Source organism: Streptomyces ossamyceticus (genome assembly GCF_001418475.1).
Classification (GTDB): Bacteria; Actinomycetota; Actinomycetes; order Streptomycetales; family Streptomycetaceae; genus Streptomyces; species Streptomyces ossamyceticus.
In genome coordinates, this window is the sequence record NZ_LIQX01000522.1 from 1 (window position 1) to 4,635 (window position 4,635).

Sequence of the window (4,635 nt, forward strand, 5' to 3'; positions counted from 1 at the left end):
TCCCCGTGCTGGTCACGGCCTGCCGCCGCTACATGGCCGCCGTACCGCCGACCCTGCCCGGCCCCCGGCGGCAGGCCGTGACCAGCAAGGGGAAAAGGACGGCCGCGGAGAGGGCGGCGACGGGCAGGGTCACCAGGCCCACATCGGGGAAGTGCTCGTCCAGGGCGTCCCGCAGGCCGGTGCAGAGCACGAGCACCGTCAGATGGGTGAGGAAGAGCAGCACCGGCCGTACGGCGGGGTCGTCGGGGCGCGCGAAGCGGGAGACGTGGTCCCGGGCGTCGTAGCGGCGCAACAGGCGCCCCAGGAAGGGCAGATCGAGCCGGGCCAGCAGAGGAAGACCGAGCAGCAGGGCCGAGCCCACCGCCACCGCGGCCATGCCCCGCCACACCTTGCCCCACCCGGCCTCGTGGATCACCACGGCGATCGCGACGAACGCGGTCGCGGACAGCACCAGGTGCAGTACCCGGCGGGCGCCAGGGAAGCCCGGCGGCTTCAACGCCACCAGGACGACGCCGGGCATGGCGTACACCACCAGCGCCGGCACGCTGTTGAGGGCGACCAGATCCTCCCAACTGCCCTTGACCAGCAGCAGCATCACCAGACCGATGGTGAAGTTGACCAGCAGGATCATCCAGAACGCGTCGATCTCGGCGCCCCGGAACCGGAACGACGCCCGCCGGGCGGTCTGCAGCCCCCGGTGGGTGAGGTGGGCGCGGCTGAGGGCGGCGACCTCGCGGGTCAGGGCGTGGGTGAAGACGATCCCGGATCCCATGGGGGACAGCACCGCGTTCAGCCGGATCAGCCAGACCAGCCACATCCCGCCCAGGGCCGTGGCGAACTGGGCGTACGGGGACGCCAGCATGTCGCCGGTCAGCTCACCGCAGAGCCGACCGAAGATCCACTGGAGCGCCGTGTACAGCAGGAACGCGCCGACGAGCGTGCCGTACACCGCCCACCGCAGCCGGGCGGCCTCGCCCCTGCCGCGCCGTTTGACGTTGCCCGCGAAGTCCAGCGGGGCCTGGAAGCCGATGTAGGCGTAGATGATGCTGCCGCCCAGCACCATGTACAGGAAGTCCTGCGGCTCCGGGTGCCCGGCCCTCGCCTGAAGGGCCACCTTGGTGTCCTCCTGCCCGCTGAGGTACCAGACGTCCTTCGGCACACAGCTGTGCGCGGTGTCGAGCGCGTAGCGCCACAGGCAGACCACGATCAGCACCGGGATCAGGACCTTGACCACGGTGACGACGAGGTTCAGCCGGATCAGCCGGCGCTGCGGCAGCAGGTTCACCGCCATGATCAGCGCCAAAAACGCCACCGCGCACAACAGACCGCTGTTCGACAGGTCGTAGGGCCGGGCCACGCTCCCGCCGAGCCCGCCGGCCCCCGCCAGCCGGTCCCCGTTCTCCAGCAGCCACGGGTACTCGTACGCCAGCCCGCGGACCATGGCCGCCGCCTCGCTCGCCGGGTTCGCCGCGTAGACGATCCACAGGCCGGCGGCCACGACCGTGGCCACGAGCGGCCCGGCGGCCTGGAGCGGCAGGAAGATCAGCCCGCCCGTCTTGGGCACGGCGATGCCCAGTTCGACCATGACGGCGGCGATCAGCAGCATCAGCGCCCCGCCGGCCACCCACCCCCATATGGCGTCCGCGCCGAGCCCCCAGAAGGCGGGTCCCGCCGCCAGCAGCCATCCGGAGCCCACCACGCCCCCTGCGGCCAGGCCGACGAGGTCGAGGGTGGACAGACGGCGTCGCTCGTCGGCGGCCTCCGCCGTGTTCTCACACGCGAGGTCACGCTCCCCCGTACGACCCAACGTCATCCCCCTTTGACCTGAGTACCGGCGCGCACTGCCCTCCTCGCAGGTTACGCACGCGTGGACACGCCCGGTGAGACGAATGACGCGATCGTCACTGCGCGGGGGAGCGGATCGTTACGGTGCGGGGGAGCGGCGCCGCCGACGGTACGTCGGTAAAGGGGGTGCCGGGGCGGGCGTAGCGTAGGGGTATGTCGACGTACGGATCCTTTCCCGGTACGCGGCCGCGGCGGCTGCGCACCTCCCCCGTGATGCGCCGGATGGTCGCCGAGACGCGGCTGCACCCTGCGGACTTCATCCTTCCCGCGTTCGTGCGGGAAGGGGTCGCCGAGCCGGTGCCGATCGCCGCGATGCCGGGGGTCGTGCAGCACACGCGCGACAGCCTGAAGAAGGCCGCCGCGGAGGCCGTCGAGGCCGGGGTCTCCGGGATCATGCTGTTCGGGGTGCCGGAGGACGCCAAGAAGGACGCCCTGGGCACGCCGGGCACGGACCCGGACGGGATCCTCCAGGTCGCGCTCCGCGACGTACGGGCCGAGGTCGGCGACGAGCTGCTGGTGATGTCGGACCTGTGCCTCGACGAGACCACGGACCACGGGCACTGCGGTGTGCTGGACGCCGAGGGCCGCGTCGACAACGACGCCACGCTGGAGCGGTACGCCGAGATGGCGCAGGTGCAGGCGGACGCCGGTGCGCACGTGGTCGGGCCCAGCGGCATGATGGACGGCCAGATCGGTGTCGTCCGCGACGCGCTCGACCAGATCGGGCGGGAGGACGTGGCGATCCTCGCCTACACCGCCAAGTACGCGTCCGCGTTCTACGGGCCCTTCCGCGAGGCGGTCGCCTCCTCGCTCCAGGGGGACCGCAAGACGTACCAGCAGGACCCCGCCAACGTCCGGGAGTCGCTGCGGGAGTTGGCCCTCGACCTGGAGGAGGGCGCCGACATGGTGATGGTGAAGCCGGCCGGCCCCTACCTCGACATCGTCGCGAAGGTCGCGGACGCCGTGGACGTGCCGGTCGCCGCGTACCAGATCTCCGGGGAGTACTCGATGGTCGAGGCCGCCGCGGAGAAGGGCTGGATCGACCGGGAGCGGGCGATCCTGGAGACGCTGACCGGCATCAAGCGGGCCGGCGCGCAGAACATCCTCACCTACTGGGCCGTGGAGGCCGCGCGGATGGTGCGCTGAGCGGCTGTATTCCTGTGCGGGGGCGGCCCCGGGCGACGCGGCGTGCGTCGGCCGGGGCCGTGCCTCGTCATGGACGCTTCGGTCAGTACATCAGGGCGTCGTCGATCGTCGACTGCCAGTACGTGACGGCCAGGGTGCTGTCGTAGTGGACGCCCTGGGCGGGGAGGGCCGGGGACGCGACGGCGCCGCCGTTGCTGCCGGGCTTCGAGCCCTGGAAGCGGATGGTGGCCTTCTTGGCGGTGGTGCCGTTCTCCCCGCTGCCGTCGGCGGCGGAGAGCAGGACGCCCGCGTAGCCGGACTCACCGGGGGCGAGGGTCACCACGGCCTGCGGCTGGGACTCCTCCATGACCCGCGGGGCCCACTGGACCTGGTCGAAGCGGACGGTCGGGTAGTAGAAGAGGTCGCAGACCTTCGTGCCGGTGTTCTTGACCGTGATCAGCATGTGGTTGAGGGGGCGGGCGACCGGCTTCATCGTCACGGCGGTGTTCGCCCCGTTGCAGGTGACCCGGTTCGCGGGGTCGAACGGGTCGCCGCCCTTCGTCGACGCCTGGTCCACGGTGCCCTTGCCCTGGCCCGCGCTCCCGCCCTGCTGACCCCCGGCCGCCGAGGTCTCGGCGCCCGTCTGCCCGTTCGGGGACGTCCGGTTGCCGCCCGTGCCGGTGTCCGTGCCCTTGCCCGTGTCCGCCTTCCGGGAACCCTCCGAGGCCGACACCGAGGCGTGCGCGGCGCCCTCGTCCTTCATACCCGTGCCGTCGCCGCACGCGGTGAGGGAGAGCGCCGCGAGGGCCGCTCCGGCCGCGACGAGCAGACGGGAGGGGCGGACGGTGCGGGCGGTGCGGGTGGTGCGGTACGTACGCATGACGGAGTCCCTTTCGGACAAAGCCGGTGGAGAAGGCTGAGAACAAGTGGTCGAACGCGCGCCGCTCGACCGGACTTTCGGGAGCGGCGTGTTTGGATGACCAGAGCTTGCGGGGTGATCCGTCCCGGCCGCCACCTCCGGCGGGCGATCAGGGACGCTGGAATGCTCGCAACGCCTGTGACCTGGGCGAACGTCCCTTCCCTGGAACGCGGAACGGGACGCCGGTGATGTGAGGGGACGGAGAGAACGTGTCGGGGAGCGGTGCCGGGAACGGCATGGCGGCTGGTTTCGCGGAACAACTGCGGGAGTTGAAGGAGCGCTCCGGGCTGAGCTACGGGGTGCTCGCCAAGCGGCTCCACATGAGTACGTCGACCCTGCACCGGTACTGCAACGGGGACGCCGTACCGGCGGACTACGCGCCCGTGGAGCGGCTGGCCCGTCTCTGCAAGGCCACGCCCGGGGAGCTGGTCGAGCTGCACCGCAAGTGGGTGCTCGCGGACGCGACGCGCGGACGCAGGGGGAGCGACCTCCGTGCGGCCGGCGGGGATTCCGCGGCGGCTTTGGACGGGGGCGCCGTCGCGCACGAGCCGCCCGCTCCGGGCGCGGTCGCGGCTCCGGGGGAGGGCGCGGGTGCGGATGGCGCCGCCGTCCAAAGCCGCCGCGGAATCCCCGCCGGCCGCACGGAGGTCGCTCCCCCTGCGTCCGCGCGTCGCGTCCGCGAGCACCCACTTGCGGTGCAGCTCGACCAGCTCCCCGGGCGTGGCCTTGCAGAGACGGGCCAGCCG

At 72.2% G+C, this 4,635-nt stretch carries 4 protein-coding genes; 2 read left to right on the forward strand and 2 right to left on the reverse strand.

Features of this window, described 5'->3' with window-relative positions; translation table 11 throughout:
* Positions 1-28: 28 nt before the first annotated feature.
* A complete protein-coding gene (locus AOK15_RS31740) occupies positions 29-1,813 on the reverse strand; it encodes an APC family permease (protein ID WP_055521783.1) in 1,785 nt (594 codons plus the stop codon).
* A gap of 185 nt (positions 1,814-1,998) precedes the next feature.
* Between AOK15_RS31740 and hemB the strand changes: the two genes are divergently transcribed.
* A complete protein-coding gene (hemB, locus tag AOK15_RS31745; protein WP_055521784.1) occupies positions 1,999-2,991 on the forward strand; it encodes a porphobilinogen synthase in 993 nt (330 codons plus the stop codon).
* An 82-nt stretch (positions 2,992-3,073) separates the two neighbouring features.
* Here hemB and AOK15_RS31750 read toward each other — a convergent pair whose 3' ends face one another.
* Complete coding sequence (locus AOK15_RS31750) at positions 3,074-3,850, reverse strand: DUF4232 domain-containing protein (protein ID WP_055521785.1); 777 nt, start codon at positions 3,848-3,850, stop codon at positions 3,074-3,076.
* 275 nt (positions 3,851-4,125) lie between these two features.
* Between AOK15_RS31750 and AOK15_RS47580 the strand changes: the two genes are divergently transcribed.
* Positions 4,126-4,635, forward strand: a 510-nt coding sequence (locus tag AOK15_RS47580; protein ID WP_240508693.1) for a helix-turn-helix domain-containing protein, incomplete at its 3' end; no start/stop codon positions are given.